Annotated in this window: 20 protein-coding genes; 12 read left to right on the top strand and 8 right to left on the bottom strand. The window is 69.4% G+C overall.

Annotated features, from left to right (window positions below; translation table 11 throughout):
* Positions 1–34: 34 nt before the first annotated feature.
* Positions 35–1,666 carry a methionine--tRNA ligase gene (gene metG, locus ABZ348_RS15895; RefSeq protein ID WP_358933312.1) on the bottom strand — a complete coding sequence of 544 codons (1,632 nt, stop codon included), beginning with the start codon at positions 1,664–1,666 and terminating at the stop codon, positions 35–37.
* Positions 1,667–1,883: 217 nt separating this feature from the next.
* Between metG and ABZ348_RS15890 the strand changes: the two genes are divergently transcribed.
* Positions 1,884–2,537: a response regulator transcription factor gene (locus ABZ348_RS15890; protein ID WP_358933310.1), complete on the top strand. Its 654-nt coding sequence runs from the start codon at positions 1,884–1,886 to the stop codon at positions 2,535–2,537.
* Positions 2,534–3,865, top strand: a complete 1,332-nt coding sequence (locus ABZ348_RS15885; protein ID WP_358933308.1) for an ATP-binding protein — start codon at positions 2,534–2,536, stop codon at positions 3,863–3,865. The genes ABZ348_RS15890 and ABZ348_RS15885 overlap by 4 nt, the downstream gene beginning before the upstream one ends.
* Before the next feature lie 101 nt (positions 3,866–3,966).
* On the opposite strand, the gene ABZ348_RS15880 is transcribed toward ABZ348_RS15885, so the two are convergent.
* Entirely contained in the window at positions 3,967–5,637 is a 1,671-nt protein-coding gene (locus ABZ348_RS15880) for a VWA domain-containing protein (RefSeq protein ID WP_358933306.1), read from the bottom strand.
* A gap of 313 nt (positions 5,638–5,950) precedes the next feature.
* Here ABZ348_RS15880 and ABZ348_RS15875 point away from each other — a divergent pair, with 313 nt between their 5' ends.
* Both ABZ348_RS15875 and ABZ348_RS15870 read left to right on the top strand, forming a co-directional pair.
* Positions 5,951–8,014 (top strand): PhoX family protein, encoded by a 2,064-nt coding sequence (locus ABZ348_RS15875; RefSeq protein WP_358933305.1) that lies wholly within the window; start codon positions 5,951–5,953, stop codon positions 8,012–8,014.
* Between the two features lie 112 nt (positions 8,015–8,126).
* On the top strand, positions 8,127–8,525 hold the full coding sequence (locus ABZ348_RS15870) for an RNA-binding S4 domain-containing protein (RefSeq protein WP_358933303.1): 399 nt from the start codon (positions 8,127–8,129) through the stop codon (positions 8,523–8,525).
* Between the two features lie 30 nt (positions 8,526–8,555).
* Here the strand turns inward: ABZ348_RS15870 and ABZ348_RS15865 are convergent, their stop codons facing one another.
* Both ABZ348_RS15865 and ABZ348_RS15860 read right to left on the bottom strand, forming a co-directional pair.
* Positions 8,556–9,599 (bottom strand): endonuclease/exonuclease/phosphatase family protein, encoded by a 1,044-nt coding sequence (locus ABZ348_RS15865; RefSeq protein ID WP_358933301.1) that lies wholly within the window; start codon positions 9,597–9,599, stop codon positions 8,556–8,558.
* Positions 9,600–9,795: 196 nt separating this feature from the next.
* The gene (locus ABZ348_RS15860; protein WP_358933299.1) at positions 9,796–10,755 is read right to left on the bottom strand and encodes a hypothetical protein; all 960 of its coding nucleotides are present in this window, start codon (positions 10,753–10,755) and stop codon (positions 9,796–9,798) included.
* A gap of 250 nt (positions 10,756–11,005) precedes the next feature.
* On the opposite strand from ABZ348_RS15860, the gene ABZ348_RS15855 reads away from it, so the two are divergent.
* The 6 genes from ABZ348_RS15855 (at position 11,006) to ABZ348_RS15830 (ending at position 16,026) form a co-directional block, all read left to right on the top strand.
* Entirely contained in the window at positions 11,006–11,383 is a 378-nt protein-coding gene (locus ABZ348_RS15855) for a hypothetical protein (protein WP_358933297.1), read from the top strand.
* 55 nt (positions 11,384–11,438) lie between these two features.
* Entirely contained in the window at positions 11,439–11,810 is a 372-nt protein-coding gene (locus ABZ348_RS15850) for a hypothetical protein (protein ID WP_358933295.1), read from the top strand.
* A 176-nt stretch (positions 11,811–11,986) separates the two neighbouring features.
* Positions 11,987–12,550, top strand: a complete 564-nt coding sequence (locus ABZ348_RS15845; RefSeq protein WP_358933294.1) for an NAD(P)H-dependent oxidoreductase — start codon at positions 11,987–11,989, stop codon at positions 12,548–12,550.
* 276 nt (positions 12,551–12,826) lie between these two features.
* Complete coding sequence (locus ABZ348_RS15840; protein ID WP_358933292.1) at positions 12,827–13,798, top strand: ATP-binding cassette domain-containing protein; 972 nt, start codon at positions 12,827–12,829, stop codon at positions 13,796–13,798.
* Positions 13,795–14,658, top strand: coding sequence for an ABC transporter permease (locus ABZ348_RS15835; protein WP_358933290.1), 864 nt, complete (start codon positions 13,795–13,797; stop codon positions 14,656–14,658). The genes ABZ348_RS15840 and ABZ348_RS15835 overlap by 4 nt, the downstream gene beginning before the upstream one ends.
* Before the next feature lie 291 nt (positions 14,659–14,949).
* Positions 14,950–16,026, top strand: a complete 1,077-nt coding sequence (locus ABZ348_RS15830; protein WP_358933289.1) for a MerR family transcriptional regulator — start codon at positions 14,950–14,952, stop codon at positions 16,024–16,026.
* 84 nt (positions 16,027–16,110) lie between these two features.
* On the opposite strand, the gene ABZ348_RS15825 is transcribed toward ABZ348_RS15830, so the two are convergent.
* Positions 16,111–16,824, bottom strand: coding sequence for a hypothetical protein (locus ABZ348_RS15825; protein ID WP_358933287.1), 714 nt, complete (start codon positions 16,822–16,824; stop codon positions 16,111–16,113).
* A 372-nt stretch (positions 16,825–17,196) separates the two neighbouring features.
* On the opposite strand from ABZ348_RS15825, the gene ABZ348_RS15820 reads away from it, so the two are divergent.
* Together ABZ348_RS15820 and ABZ348_RS15815 are read left to right on the top strand one after the other, a co-directional pair.
* Positions 17,197–17,418 (top strand): hypothetical protein, encoded by a 222-nt coding sequence (locus tag ABZ348_RS15820; RefSeq protein ID WP_358933285.1) that lies wholly within the window; start codon positions 17,197–17,199, stop codon positions 17,416–17,418.
* On the top strand, positions 17,418–17,963 hold the full coding sequence (locus tag ABZ348_RS15815) for a hypothetical protein (RefSeq protein WP_358933283.1): 546 nt from the start codon (positions 17,418–17,420) through the stop codon (positions 17,961–17,963). The genes ABZ348_RS15820 and ABZ348_RS15815 overlap by 1 nt, the downstream gene beginning before the upstream one ends.
* Before the next feature lie 96 nt (positions 17,964–18,059).
* On the opposite strand, the gene ABZ348_RS15810 is transcribed toward ABZ348_RS15815, so the two are convergent.
* The 3 genes from ABZ348_RS15810 to ABZ348_RS15800 form a co-directional block, all read right to left on the bottom strand.
* Positions 18,060–21,260: an AAA family ATPase gene (locus ABZ348_RS15810; protein ID WP_358933281.1), complete on the bottom strand. Its 3,201-nt coding sequence runs from the start codon at positions 21,258–21,260 to the stop codon at positions 18,060–18,062.
* Positions 21,261–21,456: 196 nt separating this feature from the next.
* Positions 21,457–22,071, bottom strand: a complete 615-nt coding sequence (locus ABZ348_RS15805; protein ID WP_358933279.1) for an FMN reductase — start codon at positions 22,069–22,071, stop codon at positions 21,457–21,459.
* Complete coding sequence (locus ABZ348_RS15800; protein ID WP_358933277.1) at positions 22,068–23,156, bottom strand: LLM class flavin-dependent oxidoreductase; 1,089 nt, start codon at positions 23,154–23,156, stop codon at positions 22,068–22,070. The genes ABZ348_RS15805 and ABZ348_RS15800 overlap by 4 nt, the downstream gene beginning before the upstream one ends.
* Between the last annotated feature and the right edge of the window lie 45 nt (positions 23,157–23,201).

The following is a 23,201-nucleotide window of genomic DNA, read 5'->3' as shown; positions in this document are numbered from 1 at the left end:
GTTCGGCCGTGTTCGGCGATTCCGTGGGGACGCGTCACGCGTCCTTCTTCGGCTCCTCAAGACGCGGGAACAACACCGCGCCCTTCGTGACCGTCGAACCCACCGGCAGCAGACCCCAGGCACCAGCGTCCTGCACCCGCTGGTCGGCCAGGGCGCCCAGCGACGCCTCGGCGCCCAGGGAATCCCACAGCGCCTGCGACGTGCGCGGCATCACCGCGTTCAGCAGGACCGCCACACCGCGCAGCGACTCGGCCGCCGTGTACAGGATGGTCGCCAGCCGCGCCTGACCCTCGGGTGAGGTGTCCTTCGCGACCTTCCACGGCTCCTGCTCGGTGAGGTAGCCGTTGACCTGCTTCACGAAGTCGAACACCGCGAGGATGCCGCCCTGGAAGTCGAGCTCCTCGCCGATCAGCCGGTCCGCGGTTGCGACCGCCGTGGCCAGACCGTCCTGGACCGCCTTCTCCGCGGGACCGGAAGCGGTGGCCTCGGGCAGCTGCCCGTCGAAGTACTTGCCGACCATCGCGGCGACGCGGGAGGCGAGGTTTCCGTAGTCGTTCGCCAGCTCGCTCGTGTAGCGGGCGGTGAAGTCCTCCCAGGAGAACGAACCGTCCTGGCCGAACGCGATGGCCCGCAGGAAGTACCAGCGGTAGGCGTCCACGCCGAAGTGCGAGGTCAGGTCCTGCGGCTTGATGCCGGTCAGATTGGACTTCGACATCTTCTCGCCGCCGACCATCAGCCAGCCGTTCGCGGCCACCCGGCCCGGCACCGGCAGATCGTTCGCCAGCAGCATCGCCGGCCAGATGATGGCGTGGAAGCGCAGGATGTCCTTGCCGACCAGGTGCACATTGGCCGGGAAGGTGTCCGCGAACTTCGCCGGGTTCTCGTTGTAGCCGACCGCCGTCGCGTAGTTCAGCAGCGCGTCGATCCACACGTAGATGACGTGCTTCTCGTCCCACGGCACCTTCACGCCCCAGTCGAACGTCGACCGGGAGATCGAGAGGTCCTGGAGGCCCTGGCGGACGAAGTTCACGACCTCGTTGCGGGCGGACTCCGGCTGGATGAAGCCCGGATTGGCCTCGTAGAACTCCAGCAGCTTGGGGCCGTACTCGCTCAGCTTGAAGAAGTAGTTCTCCTCCTTGAGGAGCTCCACCGGCTTCTTGTGGATCGGGCAGAGCTTCTGGCCCTCGTAGGGGCCCTCGCCGTCGATCAGGTCGGCCGGGAGCTTGTACTCCTCGCAGCCCACGCAGTACGGGCCCTCGTAGCCGCCCTTGTAGATCTCGCCCTTGTCGTACAGGTCCTGGACGAACTCCTGCACCCGGTCCGTGTGCCGCTTCTCGGTGGTCCGGATGAAGTCGTCGTTCGCGATCTCCAGGTGCTCCCAGAGGGGCTTCCACGCCTCTTCCACGAGCTTGTCGCACCACTCCTGGGGCGTGACGCCGTTCGCCTCAGCAGTGCGCATGATCTTCTGACCGTGCTCGTCCGTGCCGGTGAGGTACCACACCTTCTCGCCGCGCTGACGGTGCCAGCGGGTGAGCACGTCGCCTGCGACGGTCGTGTAGGCGTGGCCCAGGTGAGGAGCGTCGTTGACGTAGTAGATGGGGGTCGTCACGTAGTACGCCTGCACGCCTGCGCTCGATCCCTGCTTCTCGGTTCCAGTGGCCGCCATGGTCGAAATCCTAGTCGCCCCCGGACCCTCCCCTCACCCGCATATGCCCCGGCGGGAGCGGGCCCGAGGCCCGGGCGGGGGCCGTGGAGACATCCGCGAAACATCCCGCGCGGTACAAAGGCGCATCCTGGGAAGAACGATGTGCCCCTCGCCGTCGGGTCGGGCCGTCGGGCCCGGCAGCCCCGGGGCGCGGTGGTCACGGCAGGGAGAAGACGCTATGCGGGTACTGGTGGCCGAGGACGAGGAGATCCTGGCCGAGCTGGTCGCCACCGGGCTGCGCCGCGCCGGTTTCGCTGTCGACACCGTGTACAGCGGTGACGCAGCCCTGGCCTACCTCGGACTCCACGACTACGACGTCGTCGTCCTCGACCGCGATCTACCGCGCGTCCACGGTGACCAGGTCGCCCGGGAACTCGTCGCCTCCGCGTCCCGCACCCGCATCCTGATGCTCACCGCCTCCGCGTCCATGGAGGACCGGGTGGCGGGGCTCGACCTGGGCGCCGACGACTACCTCGGCAAACCCTTCGAATTCCCCGAGCTGGTGTCCCGCGTCCGGGCGCTGCGCCGCCGCAGCGCCCGTCCCGTACCGCCGCTGCTGGAGCGCCACGGGATCGTGCTGGACACCGTGCGCAGGAGCGCCGCCCGGGACGGGCGACTGCTGGATCTGTCGCCCAAGGAGTTCTCCGTGCTCCAGATCCTGCTGGAGGCGGACGGCGCGACCGTCTCCGCCGAAGAACTCCTCGAACGCGCCTGGGACGCACACACCGACCCCTTCACCGGCGCCGTCCGGGTCTGCATGAGCAAACTGCGGGCGAAGCTGGGCGAGCCCGCCCTCATCCGCACAGTCCAAGGAGTGGGGTACGCCCTGTGACGCCGAGCCCCGGCGCCGGGCGCACGCCCCGGATCGCCGATGCCCGGACCACGGCTGCCCGGATGCGCCGCACCCGCCTCGGTCCCACCGCCCGCGGGGGCCGGTCCGGCCGGAGCGGTGGTGGTGCGGGTCGGGTCCGTACGCGCCATGCCGGTGCCGGCCGGTTGGGGCCGGGCTCCACGATCCGCACCAGGATCGCCCTCGTCTACGGGGGTGTCTTCCTCGTCCTCGGCGGGGTGCTGCTCGCCGTCGTCAATCTGCTCTCCCGGGAGGGCACCGAGGACCAGGCGGACTCCATCGCCCGCCGGGCCGTCCTCAAGCCGCACCCGTCGTCGCCGGGCCTCTGGTCGGTCAGCCAGGGGGACCTCACCACCTTCAGGGCCCAACAGCTCACCGAGAACGTGAGCGACGCGGCATCCGAGGAGATGCTGTTCTGGTCGCTCACCGCGCTGTTGATCACCGCACTGTGCGCGGTCGCGGTCGGCTGGTGGACGGCGGGGCGGGTGTTGCGTCCCGTCCACGCCATGACGGCGAAGGCCCGCCACCTCTCCGAACGCACCCTGCACGAACGCATCGCGGCCAGCGGGCCCGACGACGAGCTGAAGGAGCTGGGGGACACCCTCGATGCGCTGCTCGCCCGGTTGGAGAGCGCCTTCGACAGCCAACGCAGGTTCATCGCGAACGCCTCGCACGAACTGCGCACGCCCTTGGCCACCCAGCGCACGGCCATTCAGGTCGGGCTGGACACCGGGGCGTCCGCCGAGGACCTGTTGGCCACCAAACGCGTACTGCTCGACACCAACCGGCGCAGCGAGCGGCTGATCGAGGGGCTGTTGGTGCTGGCGCGCAGCGAGCGCGGGCTTGAGGAGCGCGACGAGATCGACCTCGGGGAGCTGACCCGTGAGGAATCGGTCCGCCACGATGTGCGCGCCGAGGTGGAGTACGGCGTCGTCGTACGCGGGAACCGGCTGCTGCTGGCCCAACTGGTGGGCAATCTGCTGTCCAACGCGGTCGTCTACAACGTGCCAGGCGGGACGGTGGGCGTGCGGGTGGCCGCGGATGCGGTCGGCGAGGGCGTACTGATCGTGGAGAACACCGGGCCGAAGATCGCCGAGGACGACATCCCCTCGCTGTTCGAGCCCTTCCGGCGTGGGGAGGGACGCGACCGGATGGGGCCGGGGGCGGGCCTCGGGCTCTCCATCGTCCGCTCGATCACCGATGCCCACGGAGGGCGGGTGGCGGCAGGCCCTGGTTTGGGGGGCGGGGGGCTGACCGTCACCGTGACGCTGCCGGTGGTGGCTGCCGGAGCGGACGAACGGGGCGACTGAACCGCTGTTCTCCGCCCGGTTGGCCCGGTTGGCCCGGATGTGGCCTAGTGGTCTCGGGGCCGCCGGTACGGGGCGCGTACCGGCGGCCTCTCGGACAGCTCTTAGGGCTTCCAGCCCTGGAGGAGACCCTCGAACAGTTCCTCGTCGGGGAGCTGGCCCGGGGTGGGGCCGGCGTGGAAGAAGCCCGCGTTGTCGACGGAGAGCTTGCGGAGGTAGTCGAACGCCTTCGCCTCGTGCTCGCCGAAGGCGACGAACTGCCAGAACACGGGCTTGCCCGCGGCTGCCGCCAGGGCGGCGGTCGCAGCGGTCTTGGACTCGGGCGCGCCGTCCGTCTGGAAGATCACCAGGGCGGGGACGGGCTTGCGCGACCGGCTGCCGGTTGCGGCCCGCAGCGCCTTGGTGGCCTTGGCGTGCAGGGCCAGGACCTCTTCGACGGCCAGGTGGTAGTTGGTACGTCCCATCCGGCCGAGGGAGTCGTGGAGTGCGTTGACCCTTCCTTCGTAGGCGTCGGGGGTGAGCGTGCCGGTGCCGTCGACCTCGGTGGAGAAGAACACGACCTCGACGGCGGGTCCGGTGCCCTCGTGGAGGTGCGTGGCCAGCGCGAGGGCGCGCTCGCCGAGGTGCTGTGCGCTGCCGTCCTTGTAGAAGGGGCGCATGGAGCCGGAGCGGTCCAGCACCAGATAGACGAGCGCCCGGGTGTCGGTGAGTCCCGCCCGCTGGAGCGCGGTGGCCGCGGCGGTCGCGGTCTCGGCGAATGCGGCGGGTACGGGGGTGGTGGGTGCGGCGGCGGGCGCGGGATCGGTCGTGGCTACGGGAGCGGGCGCGGCTGGGGCCGGCTCCGCTTCCGGTTCGACCGCAGGTGCTTCGGGTGGGCTGGTGTCCGCCACCGGTTCTGGGTCGGGTGCGGCGGCCACGGGTGTCGGCTTGTCGGCGTCGGTGGCGTCGGTGGCGTCGGTGGCGTCGGTGGGTTCGCTGGTGACGACGGTGGGCTCGGTGGTTTCGCGGGTGGGTTCGTCCGCGGGCTGGGGAGCGGGAGCATCGGCCGATTCTTCGGTGGACGCCTGGGGCTCGGACGATTCGGCCGCAACGATCTGCGGCTCAGCCGGCTCCTCTGCGGCGGCCTGGGGCTCGACTGCTTCGGCCGCTACCGTTGCGGTCTCGTCCGGCACGGTCGGTGCCGGTGTCTCCGCGACGGCTGTGGCCTTCGGCTCGATGACGTCCGCCGTGTCGGCGTCGGCGTCGCCCTCTTCCGCTGCGGGCGCCTCCGGGGCGGCTCCGGGCTCGGTCTTGAGCTCGGCTTCGGACTTGGGCTCGGCTTCGGGCTCGGGTTCGGTCTTGAGCTCGGTGTGGGGCTCGGTCCCGGGCTCGGCTTCCGCCGGTGCATTCTCCGTACGGCTCTGGGAAGGAACCGATGCGGTCCGCGGCCGGGGCTGCGGATTGTCGAACGCCGCCGACACCAGGTCGGCGGCCAGATCGGACGGCGTGGTGCCGGAGTCCGCCGCAGCGGGGGAGGTCTCCTCCTGTGCCGGCGCACCAGCGGCGGCGGACGCGGAGGGAGCCGGCTTCGCGGCAGTCGCCGACGCGGGCTCGGCGGATTCCTCGGCGGGTGCCTCGGCAGGAGAGGGAATGACCGGTGCCTCGGTGGAAACGGCCTCCGTGGCAGTGGCCGGTTCTGGACGTTCGGACTGGGTCGGGACTGAAGCTGCGACCGGCTCGGTGGGCTCCGAACGATCGCGACCGAACACCTTACGCAGCAAGCTCCGAATGCCCATGTGCGAAACCTTTCGCATGAGTTGGGTGTCTTTTATCCGCATATGGACCAAGTTGTTCTGAGAGTGTCCTGGCCAGGGCGGACACGTAAGGTTAGCGGCCAGGCGCCGTAAACCCCCGCAGGGGCGGATTAACGGAAACTCGCCCGTGATCGGTTCCGTATCGGATCGTTCCCGACCGCCACGAGCCCATATCTTTCCGGGCATTCATCCCTCGTTCACCCTGTGTCCGCTGGTTTGCGTGGAAATCCTCCTAACGTCTCGACGGACGACATTCCGACAGACTGTCGGCGCGGGTGCGCCGGAGGAGGACGAAGTGCGCAGATTGTTGCCACTGTTGAGCACCAAGCCCCACGCGGGTGGACGTTCCGCGCTCACCTGCCGCTATCGCTGCGGTGACGCCTGCTTCCAAGAGGTCCCCAACACCAGCGACAACGAGTACGCGGGCGACATCATCGCCCGTGCTCTGTCCCGGCGCTCCATGGTGCGAGCGGCGGCCGTCGTCACCGTAGCCACCGCTGCCGCCACCGCCCCCGTCCTGGGCACCGGAGCCGGGCAGGCCGTCGCCGGGCCCCTCGACCACCGCGGCCAGCGACCCGGGCGCGCCGATGGCGCCCGCGGTCTGCGCTTCGAGCCGGTGGCGCCCAACAAGAAGGACAAGGTCACCGTCCCCCGGGGTTACGACCAGAACATCGTGATCCGTTGGGGCGACCCGATCCTGCGCGGTGCGCCCACCTTCCGCGCCGAGCGGCAGACGGCCAAGGCGCAGGCCGCCCAGTTCGGCTACAACAACGACTTCCTCTCCCTGCTGCCGCTCCGCGGCGAGCAGGGCCGGCAACTCCTCGTCGCCAACCACGAGTACACCGACGAGGTCCTGATGTTCCGTGGGTACGACCCCGAGAAGCCCACCCGCGAGCAGGTCGAGATCGCCTGGGCCGCGCACGGCCTCTCCGTCGTCGCCGTCCAGGAGGAGCGCAGGTCGGGCCGTCTGGTCGCCCTCCCCAGGCACCCCCTGAACCGTCGCCTCACCGCCACCAGCGTCTTCGAGATGACCGGGCCGGCCGCCGGCAGCCCGCTGCTGCGGACCTCCGTCGACCGCTCCGGCATCAAGGTGCGGGGCACGCTCAACAACTGTGCCGGTGGGGAGACCCCTTGGGGGACCACGCTGCACGGCGAGGAGAACTTCAACCAGTACTTCGCCAACGGCTCCAGCGCCACCGACAAGCGCTACGGCATCGGCGAGGGTCCCAGCGAGCGCAAGTGGGAGCGGTTCGACAAGCGCTTCGACGTCAAGCAGGAGCCGAACGAGTCCCACCGCTTCGGTTGGGTCGTCGAACTCGACCCGTACGACGCCGACTCCGTACCGCGCAAGCGCACGGCACTGGGGCGCTTCAAGCACGAGGCCGCGGCTCCCCGGCTGACCGAGGACGGCCGCCCGGTCGTCTACATGGGCGATGACGAGCGCTTTGACTACTTCTACAAGTTCGTCTCCTCGAAGCGGATGAAGAAGGGCAGCTCGCGGGCGGCGCGTGAACACAACCTCACGCTGCTGGACGAGGGGACCCTGTATGTGGCGAAGCTGACCGGTGACAGCCCGGAGTACGCCGCTGGCAAGGGCACGGGTGCGCTTCCCGCCGACGGTGAGTTCGACGGTTCGGGTGTGTGGATTCCGCTGGCGACCGGTGATGTGTCGCACGTGCCGGGGATGAGCGCGGACGAGGTGTACGTCTTCACCCGGCTCGCCGGCGACAAGGTGGGGGCGACCAAGATGGACCGCCCCGAGGACGTCGAGCCCTCCCCGCGCACCGGACGCGTCTATCTGGCGCTGACCAACAACACCGACCGGGGCAAGCCGGGGAAGCCGGGTGCGGACGAGGCCAACCCGCGCAACCTGAACAAGCACGGGCAGATCCTGGAGTTGGCGGAGAACTGGGACGATCCGGCGAGCGACGGCTTCGCCTGGCGACTGTTCCTGGTCGCGGGCGATCCGAAGGACCCGCAGACCTACTTCGCCGGCTTCCCCAAGGACCGGGTGAGCCCGATCTCCTGCCCCGACAACGTCGCCTTCGACCCGCACGGCAATCTGTGGATCTCCACCGACGGCAACCAACTGGGCTCGCACGACGGGCTGTTCGGCGTGGCGACCCAGGGCGAGCGGCGCGGTGAGCTGAAGCAGTTCCTGACCGTCCCCATCGGCGCGGAGACCTGCGGTCCGGTGATCCAGGACCGCCGGGTCCTCGTCGCCGTCCAGCACCCGGGCGAGGTGGACGGGGCTTCGGTGGAGAAGCCCGCCAGCGCCTGGCCGGACGGGCGCGGGCGCATGGTCCGCCCCGCGGTCGTGTCGGTGTGGCGCCAGGACGGCAACGACATCGGCATGTGAGAGGTGCCCTCGCGCCGCCCGTCCGGGGGACGGGCGGCGCGAGGGCGTCCCCCTGCGGCACGGGGTGAAAACCATCCGCTGTACGCATCGCCCGAGCCGTAGAGTCGATGGCATGGATAGCGAAGGCGCACAGGGATCGGTGCGGGTCGATGCCTGGATCTGGTCCGTACGGCTCACCAAGACCCGCTCCCAGGCGGCTGCGGCCTGCAAGGCCGGACACGTCCGGGTGAACGGCACACGCGTGAAGCCCGCCCAGTCGATCCGCGTCGGCGATCAGGTGCGGATCTTCCACGAGGGCCGTGAGCGGCTGGTGGTCGTCGTGCAGATCATTCGCAAGCGGGTGGGCGCGCCGGTGGCCGTGCAGGCGTACGTGGACAACAGTCCGCCGCCCCCGCCGAAGGAGTTCGTGGCGCCCGTCGCGGTACGGGACCGGGGTGCGGGTCGGCCGACCAAGCGCGACCGGCGGGAGATGGAACGACTCCAACCGGGCCAGCCGAAGCCGACGCGCTAGCCGTACCGTCCCCCTGCCGGTCCTACGCGATCAACGGCCGTCGTGGAGGTCCAGCCGGACCAGGAGCGAGCGGTGGTCGGTGTTGCCCAGCTCCAGGAATCGGGCCTTCCGTACGGAGAACTCCTCACTGACCAGCACATGATCGATCTGTGTGCCCAGTGGTCTGCCGACCATGGTGGGCCACGACGGAGTGCGCGAGGCCCCGCCGAGGGCGGAAGCGTTCTTGAGATCGCCGTCGTCCAGGATGTGCCGGAAGGCCGCGTGGTCCTGCGAGGCGTTGAAGTCCCCCGCGATGATCGTGGGTTCCGCCTTCGCCCCCCGGGCGTACTTCCGCATGAGGTCCAGTTCGCTGCGCCACTCGTCGACCCCGTCCGGGATCGGCGGCAGCGGGTGGGCCAACTGCACATTGATCTTCCGGCCCGCGATGACCGCGACCGAACCGGGCATCGCATGGACGCTGTCGATCCCCGCCGCCTGCTGCAACGGGTACTTGCTGAGGATCGCCGAGCCGGACGCTGCGGCGCCCTCGACCACATTGCGGTACGGGTACTCGGCCTGCGAGATCTCGGCTTCCAGGGCGTCGGAGCAGACGGCCGCGCACTCCTGGACGAAGACGAGGTCGGGCTGCTCCCGCTGGATCGTGGCGAGCAACCCCGGTGTGGCGTTGCCGAACTCGACGTTCGAGGTGAGGACGTCGAACTGGGCGATGGCCCGTCCTTCGGGAACGTCGACCAGCCCCGAGTCGTACGGTCGGACGAACCAGCCGATCAGCGCGAGGACCACGGTCGCCCACGCCATGCCGACGCGCCAGCGCCCCAGCAGTGCGAGGAGCAGCGCTGCCCCCGAGGGGATCAACAGCCAGGGCAGGAAGGCCAACAGCTGGGGCACGGGGGTGGCCCCGTCCAGGTCCATGACCCGGAAGGCCACCACGACGGTGGGGAGGATCAGCAGGAGGGCGGCGAACCACCCCGCAGCTCGACGACTGCCCGGAGGGCGCAGCGGGGCGTCCGGTATGGCGGCGGGCTCCGCGGTCGAGGTGGCGCTGTCCAAAACCGGCCTCCGAAGGTGGTTCATGGTGTGCAGTGGCTCCGGGGTTGCGTTCCGTCACTCCGGAACGGGGCGCCCCCTGTCATGACGCCAGTTTCGCCGACTCTGTTGCACCCTTCGCGCCCTTGGCGGTAACTCGTCGCAACCGGCCGGGAACCTTCCGGATCCGCCGGGGCCATGTCCGTACGGTGGCCTTCCGGCCCGATCGCGGCTTGCCCGGTGTTCAGCCTTCTGGGCGCTCAGGTCTGGCGGGGGCGTCGGGGGCGTCGGAATCGGGACTGGCGGTGGCGTCGGGACTGGCGGAATCGGGAGTGGCGGGGGCGTTGGGGGTGTGCGGGGTGTCCGGGCCGGCTGTTTCGTCGGCGTGGACGGCGGACGCTCGTCGGCGGCCGAGCCACCAGATGCCGACCCCCACGACCAGTCCCACGCCCATCAGCCACCAGGACGTGGTCCGCAGGGAGGCGGTCAGGGCATCGAGCACGGCACTCGCCGCCGGTCGGTCCAGGTCCGAGGGGAGGTCGTCCAGGGCGACGGCCCGCCCCACCCGGACCGTGAGCAGCAGCAGGGCGCCGCCGACCGCGAGTGCGAACCCCAGCAGGGCCACGGCCCGCCAGCGGCGACGAGCACAGAGGACGGCGGCGACGGCCAGCAGTGCCGTTCCCACGGGGAGCCATACGCCCGCGATCTGGAGGTCGTCGAACACCTCCCGCGCCGCACCGAGCCTCTTTGACTCCACGACCGTGATCCTGATGTCACCGACCGGGATCTGGTCCGCGAACGGCACCCCGTCGGCTGACAGTTGCCTTTTGACCTGCTCGATCACCGGACCCAGGTCGATGCTCGCAGTATCGCCGTCATCGCTGGTCAGCGCCTGTTCCACGGCGGTGTGCGCGGCCCGGTTGACGGTGTTCCACGCGGTCGCGTACGCATCGGTCTCGGCGAAGCTGAGCACCGCGTCGTGGACGAGTGCGCGTACGGCAGGGGCGAACGGTCCGGCGTCGACATCCGCCAGCACCTCGTCCGCGATGCGGGCGGCCACGGCCTCCTGCACCCGGTGGTCGGAGGCGAGCGGAGCCATGGCCGACACATAGCCGTCCGGGTCGCCGATCTCCCGTTCCGCCCAGATGGACAAGGCGCTCAGCGGTGTCAGGACGGCGATCAGCACGAGCAGCACCGTCGACACCGTTGAGAGGAGACTCCGCACCCCTCCAGGGAACGCGGCCCCCGCCCCGGGCGCGACCGCTGGTCCGCCGACCGGGCGCGTGAACCGGCCGGTCGTCGCAACCGCTGGTAGGGCCCAGCGGCAGCGCTTGCGAGGTGCGGGGTTATGTGGTGGCCGGACGGGACGAAAGCCCTGACTTGCCGGGTGCCCCGGGTGGGTGTGCCCTGAGAGGGAGTGACGAGCAGGATCGTGAGAGGGAAGGGGCCCGGTCATGGCCACACACGCATCGATGCCCGCGCGACACCACGTGTCCCTCAGCTGGGCGGTGCCGGTCGCCCTCGGGGCCTTCTTCGGCTTCTACGCGGGGTTCCTGCGCCGGACCGGGGTGGCCGTCAACTGGTGGGACGTCCTGTTCGGTGTGGTCGCCGGGCTGGTGTTCGCCGGGGTGGCGTACGGCCTCGGACGGATCCAGAAGGCGCTGCCGCGCGAACTGCGTGCTGCGGCCTACGGCGCGCTGTGCGGAATGTCGATCGGCTTCCTCCACAGTCTGACCGGGTGCAGCATTCTCCAAGCTGCCGGCATGGGTCTGTTCTTCGCCGCGGCCATGGTGGTGGCCTCGTACTACGTGTTCTACATGCGGGAGGGATAGCGGCCTTCTGCCGGCACCTCGGCACCCCAGCACCGGCCGTGAGAGCGTCGGGCGCATGGACGAGGTCTGGGTGTTCAGCGATGGGGTGCCGGTGGCGGCCGATGCCGTGGTGTCGGAGTTGCGGGCGAGGATGGACCGGGGGGTCCTTGAGACCTGGCTGAGCAGTTCGGCCGGGCGGTCGTTGGCCTTCGTGACCAACGGTGAGCGCGCCATGGTGATGCTGCTGGCGGGGGAGGGCGACCCCGGCGAGCACGCGGTGGACCCCGGCGCCGACGGCTGGAGCGAGGGATTCCTACTGGCCAACGGGCAGCACGACGAGTATCCCGACGAGGACACCGTGCCCTTGGCGCATGCGTTCCGGATCGTTGCGCACGTCCTCGCCGTGGGGTCACCGCCGCCGGACGCGCCTTGGTCGGTCGACCGCTGAACCGTGCGCGCGACCGGCGCTTCCGTTTCTCTCGTTGCCCTTCGTTCCCCGTTGTTCCCTGGCGTTCCTTCGCTGCCTTCTGCCAGATGGGATCTGGCGATCGCGCGGCGTGATCTCGCGCCTTGAGGGTGAGGGCGAGTTCGCTGCGAGGGCGATCGGGAGGGAGGGCCCGACTGATGAGGGAGCAAGTCGAGGGGGCACCGGGGCCCCTGCGAGTCGCCGTGATCATCGGCAGTACACGGGAGGGCCGGGTGGGCGACGGCATCGGCCGGTGGTTCACCGAGTGTGCTCGTGAGCGTACGGAGCTGGAGTTGGCGGTCGTCGATCTGATCGACTTCGACTTTCCGACGCGCTATCCCGCGCGGACGACCGGGGCGGTCGGTGAGTTCGCTGCTCAGGTGGATCTTGCGGACGCTTTCGTCGTCGTCACCCCTGAGTACAATCGGTCGTTTCCCGCCTCCCTCAAGCAGGCCATCGACTTCGCCTACGACGAGTGGCAGGCCAAACCGGTCGGCTTCGTGAGCTACGGCCACGGCTCGCACGGGCTGTACGCGGTGGAGCAGCTGCGCTCGGTCTTCACCGAACTGCACACCGTGACCCTGCGCAATGGCGTCGCCATCGACCTCCTGGACGAGCGCTGGGAGGAGCAGGACCGTGCGGCCCGCGTGATGCTCGACCAGCTCGGCTGGTGGGGTCTGGCTCTCAGGGAGGCGCGGGCCCTCCGGCCGTACTGCTCCTGAGCCCCGTGGGGCGCACGAGCTCCGTGCGCTCTCAAAGGCCCGGACAACTTCACATCGGATGTACCGACATTTCGCATGATGGGATGCGAGTCCCGCCGGGTTCTTCCACAGCGATCGATGACTTCCGTCGATCGAGTCGGTCGAAACCCCAGACCCACCCGAAGACCACAGGTCCACGGACCACGGCCCGCCCGCTGGGCGGAGGCGGCTCTCACAGTGTCTCCTCGCCGCGGCCCCCACCCGAGCCTCACCGTGACCACACAAGGAAAAGGCGTGATGAGTACAGAACTGGCAATCGAGACCAAGGGCCTGGTGAAGGTCTTCGGTGAACACCGTGCGGTCGACGGCATCGACCTCGCGGTGCCCGCCGGCACCGTCTACGGCGTCCTCGGCCCCAACGGCGCCGGCAAGACCACCACCGTGAAGATGTTGGCGACCCTGCTCCGACCCGACGGCGGCGAGGCCCGCGTCTTCGGCAAGGACGTGCGGAAGGACGCCGACGCCGTCCGCGCCAGGGTCAGTCTGACCGGCCAGTACGCCTCGGTGGACGAGGACCTCACCGGCATGGAGAACCTGATGCTCCTCGGTCGGCTCCTCGGCCACTCCAAGCAGGCGGCCAAAGCCCGGGGCGTACAGCTCCTCGAAGCCTTCGGGTTGGCGGAGGCGGCGGACCGGCAGGTGAAGAACTACTCGGGTGGAATGCGCAGACGCATCGACATCGCCGCATCGATCTTGAACACCCCTGATCTGCTCTTTCTCGACGAGCCGACCACGGGACTCGACCCGCGCAGCCGCAACCAGGTGTGGGACATCGTGCGCGCGGTCGTCGCCCAGGGCACGACGGTCCTGCTGACCACCCAGTACCTGGACGAGGCGGATCAGCTCGCCTCCCGTATCGCGGTCATCGACCACGGCAAGGTGATAGCCGAGGGCACCAAGGGCGAGCTCAAGGCGTCCGTCGGGTCCGGTGCGGTCCATCTACGGCTGCGGGACGCCCACCAGCGGACCGAGGCCGAGCGGGTGCTCGCTGCGGTGCTCGGTGCGGAGGTGCTGCTCGACTCGGATCCGCTCGCCCTGACCGCGCGGATCAACGGGAACACCAGCGAGCAGGGTGCCGCAGAGCAGGCCGCCAGGGCACTGGCCGAGCTCGCGCGCACCGGAATCACCGTGGACAACTTCGCGCTGGGACAGCCCAGCCTGGACGAGGTCTTCCTCGCCCTCACCGACAAGAAGGGGGCGGCAGCATGAGCACCGCGACCACCACCAAGGCCAAGGACAAAGTCGACCTCGACCTCGAAGCGCCCAGGGCGGAGGATCTCGCGGCACTCCTGGTGAACAAGGAGCGACCACCGCGGCCGAGCGCGCTCTCGGCGTCCATGACGTTCGGCTGGCGGGCCATGCTCAAGATCAAGCATGTGCCCGATCAACTGTTCGATGTGACGGCGTTCCCGATCATGATGGTGTTGATGTACACCTACCTCTTCGGAGGCGCGCTCGCCGGTTCCACCGAGGAGTACATCCAGTTTCTGCTGCCCGGCATCCTGACCATGAGCGTCATCATGATCACGTTCTATACGGGCGTCGCGGTCAACACCGACATCACCAAGGGCGTCTTCGACCGCTTCCGCACGCTGCCGATCTGGCGGCCCGCCCCGATGGTGGGCTATCTCCTCGGCGACATAGTCCGCTATCTGATGGCCTCCGTGGTGATGCTGACCGTCGGCATGATCATCGGCTATCGGCCGGACGGCGGGATCGTCGGCATCGCGCTCGGCGTTCTGGTGCTGATGGTCTTCGCCTTCTCGTTCTCCTGGGTCTGGACGATGTTCGGACTGATGCTGCGCAGTGAGAAGTCGGTGATGGGCGTCAGCATGATGGTCATCTTCCCGCTGACCTTCCTGAGCAATGTCTTCGTCGAGCCCAAGACCATGCCGGGGTGGCTCCAGGCGTTCGTCAACAACAGCCCGGTCACCCATGTGTCGACGGCCGTGCGCGAGTTGATGGCGGGCGAGTGGCCGGCGGCGGACATTGCATGGTCGCTGGGGTGGTCCGTGGTCTTCGTGGTGGTCTTCGGCACCTGGACCATGCGGCTCTACAACCGCAAGTGAGGATCCAGCGCTGAGCCGTTCTGAGCCGTTCCGGCGTGTTCTGAGCTGAGGCGAGCTGAGGGGCGGGCGGCGGATGCTTCCGGGGGGAACATCCGCCGCCCGTTCCTCGATGCGTGATGACGGGAGCCAGCCCGTCGTGTGACGGTTGCCGTGGGCCGTTCCGCTGCCGGTCGACCGCCGTGGGCCGTTCCGCTGCGGGGCGGTCGCCGTCGGCCGTTGACCTTCCTCCCGGGGGAAGCCACAGCATCGGAACACCGGGTGGACCACCACCCGGTGCGAGGAAGGAACCGCATGGTCCGGCTCACGATCGGAGCGTTCGCCCGAGCCTCCCGGCTCTCCGCCAAAGCACTGCGCCACTATGACGAACTGGGACTGCTGCCACCGGCGAGCGTCGATGCGTACTCGGGCTACCGGTACTACGACGAGAGCCAGGTGGAGCGCGCCCGGCTAGTGGCCTGGCTGCGCAGGATCGGGATGCCACTGGCGGACGTCCAAATCGTCTGCGACCTCGGCGACTTTGATCCGGCCGCCGCGGCCCAGGCCGTACGGGCGTACTGGGCACGGGTGGAGGCCGATACCGCCACCCGCCGTGACCTGGCCTTCTTCCTCGCCGACCAGCTGACCCAGCTCTCTCGGGAGGAACCCGCCATGACGCAACTCGCCATTCGCTACGCCGCCAAGACCGACCGCGGTCTGGTGCGCGAGACCAATCAGGACGCCGCGTACGCCACCTCGCGGCTGTTCGCCGTCGCCGACGGTTACGGTGGCCAGGGCGCCGCCAGCCTGATCGCCATCGACGCGCTGAGGGAGTGGGAAGCCACCACACCGGCCGAGCAGCCCTCCACCCGGGCCGGTGATCTCCTCAACGCCCTGGAGGACGCCGTCCTTCGCGCCAACACCGCGCTCGACGAGTCCGCCGACTCCGGCACCACCCTCACCGCGATGGTGTGGACCGGCTCCCGGCTGGCACTCGTCCACATCGGCGACACCCGGGCCCAGCTGCTGCGAGGGGGCGAGGTCTTCCACATCACCCACGATCACACCGTCGTCCAACGCATGGTGGACGAGGGCACGCTCACCCCGGAGGAAGCCGACTCGCACCCCCAGCGCGCACTGCTGCTGCGGGCCCTGGACGGCCGGGAGGAATCCGCCCGCGCCGATCTGCGACTGCACGAGGCACTTGCCAGGGACCGTTATTTGCTCTGCTCGGACGGTCTGTTCGCGGTGGTGTCCGAACGGGACGTGCAGCGGGTGCTGGCCTCGGTCGATGAGCCGGAGGCCGCGGTGACGGAACTGATCGCTCTGGCCCACCGGGCGGGCGGCCCCGACAACATCGCCTGCGTGGTGGCGGACGTGGTGTCCGTCTGAGGCCCGGGGCCTGGCCGGGACATGCCGTGCCCGTCCGGCGCCGCCTGCCGCGCCGCACGACGAGCACCAGTCCCGGTCACAGCACTAGAGCCTCCACCACCAGGATTCGAGTTCATGGTGCTCGGCGAACTCCACGGGAACCGCATAGGGCGAGCGTCGGGCGATGGGTAGGGCGTCGGTGCGGCGGACCGCGGCCCGCAGTTCCAGCACGGCAGGCATCTCGGCGAGTTCGGTGACGTCGAAGAGGCAGCCGGCGAGGCCGCCGAGGAGGGTTTCGCAGCCGAATGCGTACCACAGGCCGATGAGTTCGTGGTCCTGTTCCTTCTCGGCGGCCACGGCCACCTCACGGACCGCTTCGATCAACGGGATGCGGCGTGGTGGGGTGGCGTCAGGGCCGCGGAGCTCGCCGGCGGCGACCATGCGCCGCCAGAGTTCGGTGCCGGCGTCGCAGTAGAGGAAGGGGGGTTCGACATAACCGTCTTCGAGCCAGGAGTCGTAGCCCTCGAAGTCGGGGGCGTCCTCGTCGAACGTGCGCAGACCGGTGAACTCGCTCAGCGCGTCCAAGTATGCGGCCCGCTCTCCGTAGTCGGGGTGCCGATCGATCGGGAACCGGTACGTGTATCCGCGGCGCAGGAGTGCGTCCATCACACGGAAGTGGGTGAACGAGCAGTCGTAGCCGTTCTGGAAGTCGTACAGCACCGCGAACCAGTCCCGGACGCGTGGGTCGCCCGGCTCGGTGTGGACGTCCAGGAGGCGGACCGAGTCCGCGACCAGGTCCTCGATGTCATGCAGGGACACGGGTCCCCTCCTCTTTGATCCGGCGCCACACCACCCTGCGCCCGAGCCTGTTGTACGTAGGAACCGACGGCTGCGCCGTGCGGTACGAAGGGCCCGTGACGGAGTGCCCGCATCCGCTGGCGTGCACGGCAGTCAGTCGGCAATCCGTGTGCAGGGCGGCCGGTGTGCCCACCGCTCTACATTTCATCAGGCCCCACTGACACCCCAACTGACCAGCCCGGCAGACGACCTTGTGATCGGATGGGGGACTGCCCGTGGGTGCTCCGAAGGTCGGGCGTTGTCAGTGGGTGTCCTTAGAGTGGCCGCGATGTTGTTCTTCGGGCCGTGGACACCGTTCATCGTGGATACGGCCCCATGCATGGGAGCCGGAACGTGACGTCAAACCCCTCCTCATCCGGCGACGACTGGGAGTCTTCGCTCACCCAGGCATTCGGGGTCCTGTTGGACCGGCCCCTGTCGGACTTCCCGCCGGATGCCGACTACGCCGTCTACTACAGCGGCAACTGGCTCCACGAGACCGAGGTGTACCGGGACCCCGCAGGCTGGCGGAGGCGGTTCTCACCGGACGGGAGACCATCACCAACGAAAATCTGATGCTGCTCGACGAGGTGGGTTACCCAGAGCTCCGGTTCGACGCGAGCCGCTCCCTGTTCGAGATCGACCCCAGTGAGGCGGACTTCCCAGCTGCCTTTCTGAGGGACCTCGTCGCTGCCGATCGGGCCGCTGTCGATGACCTGCCGTATGTCCTCGGTGCCGATCTGGCCCGACTGACGGCCCGCCACGGGGTCGACCTCACCTCACCGGAGCTGCCCGCGGGCGTCTGGTGTCTGGCGAAGGCCAGGATCAATTCGAACGGCACGCTCCTCGACGCCCTGCGGGTCGCGACCGGGATCGGCGACGGCCCCCACAGCCTCGTGCCCTGCAAGCCGAGGGACGCGGAGACCGAGGCAGCGATCGCAGCCGTGGAACACGCCGGGCTCCGGGCCCATCTGCGCGCCTTCTGCGATTCCTCATCGCACGATCTGCGGTTCTTCTACGACCACATACGGGATTCCCATGGGGAGGACAACAGGGTCGTGGCCGAGTGGGAGGGTGCAGTGGACCAGTTCGAGATCAGCGTGGAGCGGATCGGGCGCTAACACCGAGCACCCCACACCAGCGAGCGCACACCAGCAAGCGCACAACGGGACCCGCCGCTGCCGACCCACACCGCAACGGGCGGCTCCTCGACCCGCTCAGAGCCGCCACCGCACCGGCTTCGCGGGCCGGTACGCGCAGTGGGCGCCCGTCGTCACCGCATCCCGTAGATGCGCGGCCAGTTCGGGATGGAGCGGCTGCAACTTGCGCAGGGTGTCCCGGATGCGCGCGGTCACCGTCTTGCGGGCGCGCTCCGCCGCATCCCCCAGTCGCCGGGTGCGCCCGCCCAGACCGGCGGCCGTGCGCAACTCGTCCAGCAGGGCCGCCCGCTCGCGGTCGAACTCGGCCGCCCTGCGGGTGTCGCCCAACTCGGCCGCGCGGTCTATTTCGTCGTCCAGTCGCTCCAGCCGAAGGCGGTAGCGGGTCTTCGCCTCCTCGTCGAGCACCGGATCCGCACCGAAGCGGTGCGCCGTGACGACCGGGGCCCCACCCTCCGGGTCCAGCAACACCACCGCGGACAACTCCTCGCCCGGACGGGACAGCAGCTTATGAAGATCCCTGAGCCCCTTCGCGTCCGGCATATGTGCCGTACGGCCTGCGAACCGCAGCGACCAGACGGCGCCCTGCTTGCGGAACTCCCCTGCGGTCGTCGTGTTCTCCCCGACCGGAGCAGGGGACTTCACTTTCGGTGGCGCGGTGTTGATCACGCTGTCGGTGCCGTCCGTACCGGCCATGCCCGCCGGGCCCGTCCCCTCTTCGGGAGCATCTGCGCCCGGGGCCGTCAGCAGATGCATCAACCCCAACTCCCCCGCTTCCCGCTGCGTCTGCTCGACCAGATCCTTCGGTGCTGCGTCGCCCAGGAACCGCAGCAGCGCAGCCCGGGAGCGCACCGACCAGGGGCGGGCCCGCATCCGGACCGCCGACTCATGGGCCGCCGTGAGCTCCGCCACCGCCGCCTCGCGGCGCCCCGCCGCCGCATCCAGCAGACCCAGCCAGAGATCCACCGGGCCGCCCAGATCGCATCCGTACAACGAGACCACCCACTGACCGGTGTACGGCGCGAAGGCGGCCCTCGCCTCCCCGATCCGATCGTGGTCCTGCGAGAGCACCGCGGCCTGCGCCCGCAGCCGCATCCACAACGGGGTGAAGATCCGCGGCGGCGGCTCGGGCAGGGCGTCCGCCATCCGCACGGCGAGGGCGGTGTCACCCCGTTCGGCGGCCGTCACTCCCACCAGCAGTTCCGGATAGGGGTGTCCGATGCCGTCCAACCCGTCCAACACCGACTGTGCGGCGGCGAACCGCCCCTGGAGCAGCTCCACCGCCCACTGCATATGGGCGAAGACAAAACTGAACTGCGACTTCCCATGGCGCATCTCGGCCACTTCGTCCATGAGCTCACGCGCCTGTGCGAACCGCCCCCGCAAGCCCGCGACCAGGGCGTTGTCCAGCATCCGAGCCATCTCGAAGCGCACCAGCTCGGCCCGCTCCGCGAGGGTGCTGAAGGCGCGCAGCTGATCGAAGTAGCGCGGGTCGGCCAGCTCCAGCAATGTCACCCAGCGCATGGAGTGGGCGTGCATCTCCATCTCCCGGTTACGGGTGCGATGGCCGACGTCGATCATCTCGGCGGTGAGCGCCAACCGCTGCTCGGCGGTGCCGAGACCCCAGATCGCGTCATGCCGGGCCCATAGCGAGAAGGCGAGCGCCTCGTCGTCGTCCCCGTTGCGCGCCAATGCGGTCGCCCGCACGGCCAGCTCCTGCGCCAGCAGTTCGGGGGAGAGCGTCGGTTCGTCGCCGCTGCCGATGAGCGCACGGTGTGCGTCCCGCAGCAATTGCGTGTGGTGCGCCCGCCCCGGCGCGAAGTGGTCGTTCTGGTGGATGGTGATGGCGACCCGCGCCAACAGCTCCGGATCGCGCAGTGACCGGGCCAACTCGACTGCCTGCTCGAAGGAGTGCAGACCGGCCGCGTCCTCGCTCTGGTGGACCAGTTCGCCGCCCAGGTCGAGATGGAGCAGCACCGCCCTACGGGTGTCGTCCCCCGCGGCTTCGATCGCCCGTCGATAGTGTCCGACGGCCTCCTCGCCCGCGAGCCTGCTCGATGCGTCCCGCGCGGCGAACAGCAACAGCTCGACCCGCTTCGTCCGATCCAACTCCTCACCCGCCAGATAGGCGTGACGTGCCAGATCGGCCGGCACCACCTTCTCGCCGAGGGTGGGTGTCGCCTCCAGTGCCTGGACGACCGAGGAGTGTCGGGCCCGCCGCTGCGCCTCGCTCAACTCGTCGTACAGCGTCTCGCGCACGAGGTCATGGGCGAAGGAGAACAGTCCACCGGGCCTGACCGTCACCAGTCGGGCGGTGACCGCCCGCTCCAGCAGTCGATCGACCTGCGGCACCGGGGTGGAGACGGCCGCCGCGAGCACCTGGCGGTGGATCTCCCGCCCCAGCACGGCGGCGGTCTCCAGCAGGGAGATCACCGGTTCCGGCAGGAGCGCCAGCCGACGCCGCACCGCCTCGCGGACACCCGGGGCGACGGTGGTGACCGGACTGCCGCTGCGCCAGATCCGGGCCGTCTGCTCCACGAAGAAGGGATTGCCCCCGGTGCGTCGAAAGACCTCGTCGACCAGGGGGGCTTCCGGTTCGACGCCGGTGGTCAGGGCGATCAGCGCCCCTACGTCGTCCCGGGCGAGTCCGGTGAGCGTCACCGTCGCCGCGGCGCGGGCCGTCAGCGGCAGGATCAGCCCTTGCAAGGGGTGGTCGGCGGCTTCCACCTCGACGTCCCGATAGGTCCCCACCAGGAGCAACCGCTCGAACCAGGCGTGCTGTGCGGCGAATTCGAGCAGTTTGAGCGAGGCGGTGTCCGCCCAGTGCAGATCGTCGAGCACCACCATCACCGGCCGCTGGTGGGAGGAGGTGACGAGGGCGGTCGTCACCGCGTCGTAGAGGGCGAAGCTCTCGTCCCGCTCGCGCGCATCGCCGTGCTGTTCACCGAGCAGCGCCGAGAGTTGTCTGCCGGCGGCCTTCTCGATCTGCGGCCATTCGTCTCCGAGGCTGCGCCGCAGTCCTCGCACCACCTGGACCCAGGGCCAGTACCCCGGAGCACTGTCCGAATCCCAGCAGGAGCCGCCGAGCACCAGTGCCCCGCGTCGACGTGCCTCGTCGGCAGCCTCCGTGACCAGCGAGGTCTTTCCGATGCCGGCTTCGCCGGTGACCAGCACAAGGCCGCCGTGGCTCTGTGTGGCCCGGTCGATCTCGGCCTTGAGGACGCCCGCGGGGTGGTCGCGCCCGATCAGTGCAGGGGTCATGACGAAACCATAGGAGGCACCACTGACATCCCGCATATGGGATGGGGCGCGACCGGCTGCCGCTGCCGCCTAGCACGCCCGTGACCTGGGGCGCAGCCGTACTCCCTGCCGTTCAGGGGGTTGGGGACGGAAACACGGCCCGGGTCGTATCGACCCGGGCCGTGTGACTGTCTGCGCCACTGGTGCCGCGCTCTTCTCAGGCGATGGGGAGCGCCGCCAGTGGTGAGGTGTCCACCGGCTCCCGTCGCGGAGTGCTCGCCATCAGCCGGGCGAACTGCTCGCCGGCCCGGTCGATGCGCACCGGCAGGGTGTCAGTGAGCGCATCCCCTGTGCCGCCCCAGTCCTCCGAGGCCGCGTACACGGCCGTCGGTGCGACGATCGCCCGCAGATAGGCGAACAGCGGACGCAGCGCGTGCTCCAGCACCAGTGAGTGTCGGGCCGTGCCGCCGGTCGCCCCGATGAGCACCGGCTTCCCGGTGAGGGCGTCCGGATCGATCAGGTCGAAGAACGACTTGAACAGTCCGCTGTACGAGGCCGTGAACACCGGGGTCACCGCGATCACTCCATCGGCTTCGGTGACGGCTTCGATGGCCTCGTCGAGCGCGGGCGGCGGGAACCCGGTCACCAGGTGGTTGGCGATGGGGACGGCCAGCTCGCGGAGTTCGATGACGCGCACCTCCACGTCGACGCCCTGTCCCGCCAGGCCCTGGCGCACCGACTCGGAGAGGCGGTCGGCCAACAGCCGGGTCGACGAGGGCACGCTCAGCCCGGCGGACACGGCCACCAGCTTCAGCGTCTGTTGCGGGTTCACTGTTGGGCCTCCTTGCGGGCAGTAGTGACGGCGGGGTGCAGCGGTGCGGTCTCCGGAACTCCGGCGGGCCGCAGCTTCGCGAACTCCTTGCGCAGCACCGGAACGACTTCCTCACCGAGGATGTCGAGCTGCTCCAGGACCGTCTTCAGCGGGAGTCCCGCGTGGTCCATCAGGAACAACTGGCGCTGGTAGTCGCCCACCGCATCGCGGAAGCCGAGCGTGCGCTCGATGACCTGCTGCGGGGAGCCGACGGTCAGCGGGGTCTGCTCGCTGAAGTCCTCCAGCGAGGGACCGTGTCCGTAGACCGGTGCGTTGTCGAAGTACGGGCGGAACTCGCGTACGGCGTCCTGCGAGTTCTTGCGCATGTAGACCTGGCCGCCGAGTCCGACGATGGCTTGTTCGGGCGTGCCGTGGCCGTAGTGCGCGTACCGCTTCCGATAGAGGTCCACCATCTTCTTGGTGTGGCTCATGGGCCAGAAGATGTTGTTGTGGAAGAAGCCGTCACCGTAGTAGGCGGCCTGTTCCGCGATCTCCGGGGAGCGGATCGAACCGTGCCAGACGAAAGGCGGTACGCCGTCGAGCGGGCGCGGCGTCGAGGTGAAGGACTGGAGCGGCGTACGGAACTTGCCCTCCCAGTCCACCACGTCCTGTCGCCACAACTTGTGGACGAGGGCGTAGTTCTCGATCGCCAGCGGAATGCCCTGTCGGATGTCCTGACCGAACCACGGATAGACCGGCCCGGTGTTGCCCCGGCCCATCATCAGGTCCACGCGGCCGTCGGCGAGGTGCTGGAGGTAGGCGTAGTCCTCAGCGATCTTCACCGGGTCGTTGGTGGTGATGAGGGTGGTGGAGGTGGACAGGATCAGGTTCTCGGTGCGGGCCGCGATGTGTCCCAGCAACGTCGTGGGGGACGAGGGGACGAACGGCGGGTTGTGGTGCTCGCCGGTGGCGAAGACGTCGAGTCCGACCTCTTCGACCTTCTGCGCGATGGCGACCGTCGCCTTGATCCGCTCGTGCTCGCTCGGCGTGCGCCCGTTGGTCGGGTCGGTGGTGACGTCGCCGACGGTGAAGATGCCGAACTGCATGGAGCTCACCTCTCGGGTAGGGCTTCGAAGTAAGTGGTTGAATCT

Source organism: Streptomyces sp. NPDC005963, from assembly GCF_040638655.1.
Lineage (GTDB): Bacteria > Actinomycetota > Actinomycetes > Streptomycetales > Streptomycetaceae > Streptomyces.
Note: the sequence above shows the minus strand (reverse complement) of the source record. Positions and strands in the feature narration are given on the sequence as shown.

What these genes read in the sequence shown, in the direction of transcription:
- ABZ348_RS15800 (WP_358933277.1), bottom strand. Translation starts at nt 23,156, where the DNA reads ATGCAGTTCGGCATCTTCACCGTCGGCGACGTCACCACCGACCCGACC.
- ABZ348_RS15850 (WP_358933295.1), top strand. Translation starts at nt 11,439, where the DNA reads ATGGACGAGGTCTGGGTGTTCAGCGATGGGGTGCCGGTGGCGGCCGAT.
- ABZ348_RS15835 (WP_358933290.1), top strand. Translation starts at nt 13,795, where the DNA reads ATGAGCACCGCGACCACCACCAAGGCCAAGGACAAAGTCGACCTCGAC.
- ABZ348_RS15855 (WP_358933297.1), top strand. Translation starts at nt 11,006, where the DNA reads ATGGCCACACACGCATCGATGCCCGCGCGACACCACGTGTCCCTCAGC.
- ABZ348_RS15890 (WP_358933310.1), top strand. Translation starts at nt 1,884, where the DNA reads ATGCGGGTACTGGTGGCCGAGGACGAGGAGATCCTGGCCGAGCTGGTC.
- ABZ348_RS15815 (WP_358933283.1), top strand. Translation starts at nt 17,418, where the DNA reads ATGCTGCTCGACGAGGTGGGTTACCCAGAGCTCCGGTTCGACGCGAGC.
- metG (WP_358933312.1), bottom strand. Translation starts at nt 1,666, where the DNA reads ATGGCGGCCACTGGAACCGAGAAGCAGGGATCGAGCGCAGGCGTGCAG.
- ABZ348_RS15845 (WP_358933294.1), top strand. Translation starts at nt 11,987, where the DNA reads ATGAGGGAGCAAGTCGAGGGGGCACCGGGGCCCCTGCGAGTCGCCGTG.
- ABZ348_RS15830 (WP_358933289.1), top strand. Translation starts at nt 14,950, where the DNA reads ATGGTCCGGCTCACGATCGGAGCGTTCGCCCGAGCCTCCCGGCTCTCC.
- ABZ348_RS15810 (WP_358933281.1), bottom strand. Translation starts at nt 21,260, where the DNA reads ATGACCCCTGCACTGATCGGGCGCGACCACCCCGCGGGCGTCCTCAAG.
- ABZ348_RS15870 (WP_358933303.1), top strand. Translation starts at nt 8,127, where the DNA reads ATGGATAGCGAAGGCGCACAGGGATCGGTGCGGGTCGATGCCTGGATC.
- ABZ348_RS15840 (WP_358933292.1), top strand. Translation starts at nt 12,827, where the DNA reads ATGAGTACAGAACTGGCAATCGAGACCAAGGGCCTGGTGAAGGTCTTC.
- ABZ348_RS15880 (WP_358933306.1), bottom strand. Translation starts at nt 5,637, where the DNA reads ATGGGCATTCGGAGCTTGCTGCGTAAGGTGTTCGGTCGCGATCGTTCG.
- ABZ348_RS15865 (WP_358933301.1), bottom strand. Translation starts at nt 9,599, where the DNA reads ATGAACCACCTTCGGAGGCCGGTTTTGGACAGCGCCACCTCGACCGCG.